General features: G+C 68.7%; 2 protein-coding genes and 2 pseudogenes. All 4 read left to right on the top strand.

Annotation, left to right across the window (positions count from 1 at the left end; genetic code table 11):
* A pseudogene (locus tag IF54_RS40170) lies at positions 1–1,907 on the top strand (S8 family serine peptidase); the annotation flags it as partial.
* Between the two features lie 206 nt (positions 1,908–2,113).
* Positions 2,114–3,565: an ABC transporter permease gene (locus tag IF54_RS0138580; RefSeq protein WP_030327337.1), complete on the top strand. Its 1,452-nt coding sequence runs from the start codon at positions 2,114–2,116 to the stop codon at positions 3,563–3,565.
* A gap of 222 nt (positions 3,566–3,787) precedes the next feature.
* Entirely contained in the window at positions 3,788–4,471 is a 684-nt protein-coding gene (locus IF54_RS0138575) for an ABC transporter ATP-binding protein (RefSeq protein ID WP_030327336.1), read from the top strand.
* 188 nt (positions 4,472–4,659) lie between these two features.
* Positions 4,660–5,317: pseudogene (locus IF54_RS44115) on the top strand (S8 family serine peptidase); the annotation flags it as partial.

Below are 5,317 nucleotides of genomic sequence, written 5' to 3'. Positions count from 1 at the left end.
CAACCTCAGCCTGGGCGGCGGCGACACCCCGGAGATCGACCCGCTCGAGGCGGAGGTCAACAAGCTCTCGGCCGAGAAGGGCATCCTGTTCGCCATCGCCGCGGGCAACTCCGGTCCTGAGTCCATCGGTTCGCCGGGCAGCGCCGCCTCCGCCCTGACCGTCGGCGCCGTCGACGACAAGGACAAGCTGGCGTACTTCTCCAGCACCGGCCCCGGCCTCGACGGGCAGATCAAGCCCGACGTGACCGCGCCGGGTGTGGACATCATCGCGGCTGTGGCCGCACACCGACGACAAGCCGGTCACCAAGAAGCTGACCTACCGCAACCTCGGGTCGAAGGACGTGACGCTGAAGCTGGCGTCAACGGCGACCGACCCGAAGGGCCAGGCCGCTCCGGCCGGCTTCTTCAAGCTGGGCGCGACCACGGTGACGGTTCCGGCGGGCGGCAAGGCCTCCGTCGATGTCACGGTGAACACCAAGCTGGGCGGCACGCTGGACGGCGCCTACTCCGCGTACGTGACGGCGACCGGCGGCGGTCAGACCGTGCGCACCGCGGCCGCGGTGCAGCGCGAGGTCGAGTCGTACGACGTCACGCTGAACGTGCTCGACCGTGACGGCAAGCCGACCAAGAACTACGGCGCCGACCTGTCTGGCGTCTCCGGCCTCGGCAGCGGCAGGTGGTTCACGCCGTACGACGCGGACGGCTCCGTCACCGTGCGGGTGCCCAAGGGCGGCTACATCCTCAACTCCTCCACCTTCGTGGACCCGGAGGACGGCTCCAAGGGCGTCGACTGGCTGGTCCAGCCGAAGCTGAACGTCACCAAGAACACGACGGTCACGCTGGACTCGCGCAAGGGCAAGCCGGTGGACATCACCGTGCCGGACGCGGCCGCCAAGTCGGAGTTCGCCATGCCCGGCTTCCAGGTCGACACGGCCGACGGCACTTACGGCTACGGCTGGTTCCTGGAGACGTACGCGGGCTTCCGTACCGCGCACTTCGGCCCGCAGGTGACCGACGGCTCCCTCTCCCAGCAGTTCGACGGGCACTGGAGCAAGGGTGCCAACGAGCAGTACGACACCGTGGCCGGCGGCAAGGTCAAGCAGTTCCCCACCGGTTACACCAAGCACTACAAGGCGAGCGAACTGGCCAAGGTGAAGGTCGGTCTGGGCGCTGCGGCGAGCGGCAAGAAAGGCGCGGTCGGCGCCACTGGCTGGCTGCCCGGCGCGTTCTCGGGCTCCTCGATCAACGTCCCGCAGGCCCTGCCCAGCACCCGCACCCTGCACCTGTCGACGGTCAGCGGCGTGAAGTGGGAGATGTCGTTCGAGCAGTACAGCGGCGTCGACGCGGACGGCTTCCCGATCGCCGACGCGTATTACTCGGCCGGGGCTCCGCTGTCCCTCCAGGGCGGCAAGTCGTACGCGAAGACCTTCAACACGGCGGTCTTCGGCCCGCGTCTCAACGCCGACTACGGTCTCTACCGCAAGGGCAACGAGATCGCCGGCTCCCTGCCGCTGTTCGCGGACGGTCAGGGCAACCCCGGTTCCTCGGACTTCACCTCGGTGAAGACCACGCTGTACAAGAACGGCGTCAAGGTCGGCTCCAACGACGACCCGCTGTTCGGCGAGAAGGTCTTCACGGTCCCGGCGGGCAAGGCCGACTACAAGCTGACGACCTCGGTCAAGCGCAGTGTCAAGGTCGCGGCGGCCTCCACCCGGATCGACGCCAGCTGGACGTTCGCGTCCAAGAAGACCGGCGACCTCACCAAGCTGCCCGCCTCCACGGCCCGCTTCAATGCGGCCACGAAGAACCCGGCGAAGGGCAAGGCCATCTCCTTCCACGCCAAGATCGCCGACAAGAAGGGCAACAAGTCGACGATCTCGATCTACAACGCGTACTACGGGAAGTGACCTGTAGGAAGCGGTAGTCGAGGGCCCGCCGGAAGCACACCGCTTCCGGCGGGCCTTTCCCGTGCGGCGGGTGCGGCGGGGCTCACCCCGTGCCCCGCCGGCCTGACAGCCCCATGACGGCTCGTGCCCGGCTCGCGGACAGGCTTCTCATGCAGCTCTTATATGGGGCTTAGCGAGTCATCACGCGTCGTACCTAGCTTGCGGGCATGTTCTTCACCTACCTGAGGCGCGAGCTGCGCCGCCGCAGAAAGGCGGCCCTCGTCGTCGCCTCCGGGCTCGCGCTCGGGATCGCGCTGGTCATCGTGGTCAGTTCCGTGTCGTCCGGCATGGGCAAGGCCCAGGACAAGGTCCTCCAGTCCCTCTACGGGCTGGGCACCGACATGACCGTCACCAAGGCGGCCCAGCCGCAGGCCGACTCCTCCGACCGGCCGCGCTTCCAGTTCGACGCGCAGGACAACGGCTCCGACGCGGAGCAGAGCAGCGACCGCGTTCTGGTGCAGGGCTTCGAGACCCTGCCCACCTCCACCGTCACCAAGGTCGACCAGCAGTCCGGTGTCTCCGACGCGGTCGGCGGGCTGAGCCTCCAGGTCATCAAGATCAACGGCCAGTTCACCCGGGGTCAGTTCCAGCAGAACGGCAACGGCGGCGGCGAGGGCGGCTTCCGCGGCGGAGGCAGCGGCCAGCCGCAGGGTGAAGTGCGGGGCGGTGGCGCGAACTTCGACGTCAACAACTACTCCGTCTACGGCACGGACGTCACCCGGCCGGCCCTCGGCCCGCTGACCTCCTCCAAGCTCACCAGCGGCCGTACGTTCAAGTCGACCGAGACCGACGCCAAGGTCGCCGTCCTCGACTCCGCGTACGCCAAGGAGAAGAAGCTCAAGGTCGGCTCCACCCTCACCGTCAAGAGCGTCAAGTTCACGGTGATCGGCATCGCCACCGCGGACAGCGGCGACGCGGCCGCCAACGTCTACATCCCGCTCGCCCAGGCGCAGACCCTCAGTGACTCGAAGAACAAGGTCACCACGATCTACGTCAAGACGACCGACTCCCAGAAGATCGACTCCGTCAAGTCGTCGATCCAGAAGAACATCTCGGGCACCACGGTGACGACCTCGGCGGATCTCGCGAGCACGGTGTCCGGATCGCTGTCCACGGCCTCCTCCCTGGCGTCCAACGTCGGCAAGTGGCTCTCCATCGCCGTCCTGGTCGCCGCGTTCCTCGTGGCTGGTCTGCTCACCTCCTCCGCCGTCTCGCGCCGGGTGCGGGAGTTCGGCACGCTCAAGGCGCTGGGCTGGAAGTCGGGGCGGGTGACCCGGCAGGTCGTCGGCGAGGCCATGGTCAACGGGCTGCTGGGAGGCGTCCTGGGCATCGCCCTGGGCCTCGCGGGGGCGTATGCCGTGACGGCCATCAGCCCCACGCTGCAAGCCCAGTTGGGCGGCGGTGGAGGCGGCGGAGCCGGTGGTCCGGGTGGCTTCGGCGGGTTCGGCCGGCGGGCCGCCGCGAAGACGCTGGACGTCTCCCTGACCGCGCCGGTCAGTCTGACGACGGTGGCGATCGCGGTCGGTCTGGCGGTGGCCGGCGGTCTCATCGCCGGTGCCTTCGGCGGCTGGCGCGCGTCACGGTTGCGGCCGGCGGACGCGTTGCGGCGAGTCGAGTAGCGCGACCCGGCCGTGGCCACGGTGCGCCCACGGATGTGCCTCGCCTTGTGGTCGTGCGGGTGCGGGTGCGTCGTGGCTGGTCGCGCCGTTCCCCGCGCCCCTAGGTGGGTTGCCGCTAGGCGTGCCTGGCCCGCACCCACTCAGGGGCGCGGGGAACTGCGCGACCAGCCCCCACCGGCCCGCGGCCGAAGACCAACCCAGACCCATACTCAGGAGCTCACCATGTACGAACTAAGAAGCGTCACCAAGCGCTACACCCGAGGCAAGGACACCGTCGACGCGCTCGCCGGGGTCGACCTCACCATCGCCGACGGGGACCGCCTCGTCATCCAGGGCCCCACCGGCGGCGGCAAGTCGACCCTCCTCCAGATGCTCGGCGGTCTCGACAAGCCCACCGAAGGCGAAGTCGTGCTGGACGGCACCGACTTGGCCAAGCTGTCGGAGGCCCGGCTCACCAAGGTCCGCAGCGAGAACATCGGCTTCGTCTTCCAGTCCTTCAACCTGATCCCCACCCTCACCGCCCAGGAGAACGTGGAGACCGCCCTTGTCCCCCTCGGCGTGAAGGGCAAGGAACGCAGGGACCGGGCGGCGGAGGCGCTCACCTCCGTGGGGCTCGGGGAGCGGCTCGCGCATCTGCCCTCCGAGATGTCCGGCGGACAGCAGCAGCGTGTCGCCATCGCCCGCGCCCTCGTCAAGCAGCCGAAGGTGCTCCTCGCCGACGAACCGACCGGCAACCTGGACGAGTCGATGCGCGACGAGATCATGGACGTGCTCGAACGCATGTGGAAGGAGCTGGGGTTGACCTTCATCATGGTCACCCACGACTCCGCTATCGCGAAGAAGGCCCCCCGTCTGGCGACGATCCGCAAGGGCAGGATCACCGTGAAGGAGAACGCGGCGACCTGAGCGCGCGGCCTCAACTCGCCCTGAACCCGGCGGTCTTGTAACAGACTTTGCTGTCGGCGAGTTGTCTATTGAACGATGTGATCACCCCTCGGCATACTGCGATTCCGGGGGGTGCACGCGCAGGTGTGCGAGACCACCCCCGCCCGGGTGAACGGGGAATTCACCCGGTCCTTCTGCAAGGGGGAATCTTGCGCAGACAAGTGAAAAAGGCATGCGCGGCCACGGTTGCCACGGCGGCCGCGGTAGCGCTCGCGGCGGGAATGACCAGCCCTGCCACGGCGGACGCGCAGCAGGGGGTGGGCGCGGCGAAGTCCGCCGGTGCCGCCCTCACCGCGAAGCACCGCATCACTCTGATCACCGGTGACCGTGTCGTCGTGGACGCCAAGGGCCGGGTCGTCGGCCTGGAGCGGGCGAAGGGTCGCGAACACATACCCGTGCAGATCCGCAAGGTCGGCGGCCACACCCTCGTGGTCCGGCCGCCGTCCGCAAGTCCCAGGCCAAGGGACTGAAGGTCATCGTCGGCTACCAGGGCGCGGCGAGCGCGGCCAAGGCCGAGGTCCGGGACGCGGGCACCCTGCGGCGGACCCTGAAGACGCCTCCGGTATCGCGCACGTCTGGCTCGACGGTGTCCGCAAGGCCAGTCTGGACAAGTCCGTGCCGCAGATCGGCGCTCCCACGGCGTGGGCGGCCGGATACGACGGCAAGGGTGTCAAGATCGCCGTCCTGGACACCGGTGTCGACACCACGCACCCGGACCTCAAGACGCAGGTGATCGAGTCCAAGAACTTCTCCGCCGCGGCTGACGCGACGGACAAGTTCGGTCACGGCACGCATGTCGCGTCCATC

Origin of the sequence: Streptomyces sp. NRRL B-3229 (assembly GCF_000719505.1) — a bacterium.
In the GTDB taxonomy this organism is placed as follows: Bacteria; Actinomycetota; Actinomycetes; order Streptomycetales; family Streptomycetaceae; genus Streptomyces; species Streptomyces griseorubiginosus.
This window is presented reverse-complemented; position numbering and strand designations above follow the sequence as displayed.

Bases quoted from the DNA above. Each gene is read 5' to 3' on its own strand.
- IF54_RS0138580 (WP_030327337.1), top strand. From the start codon at position 2,114: ATGTTCTTCACCTACCTGAGGCGCGAGCTGCGCCGCCGCAGAAAGGCG.
- IF54_RS0138575 (WP_030327336.1), top strand. From the start codon at position 3,788: ATGTACGAACTAAGAAGCGTCACCAAGCGCTACACCCGAGGCAAGGAC.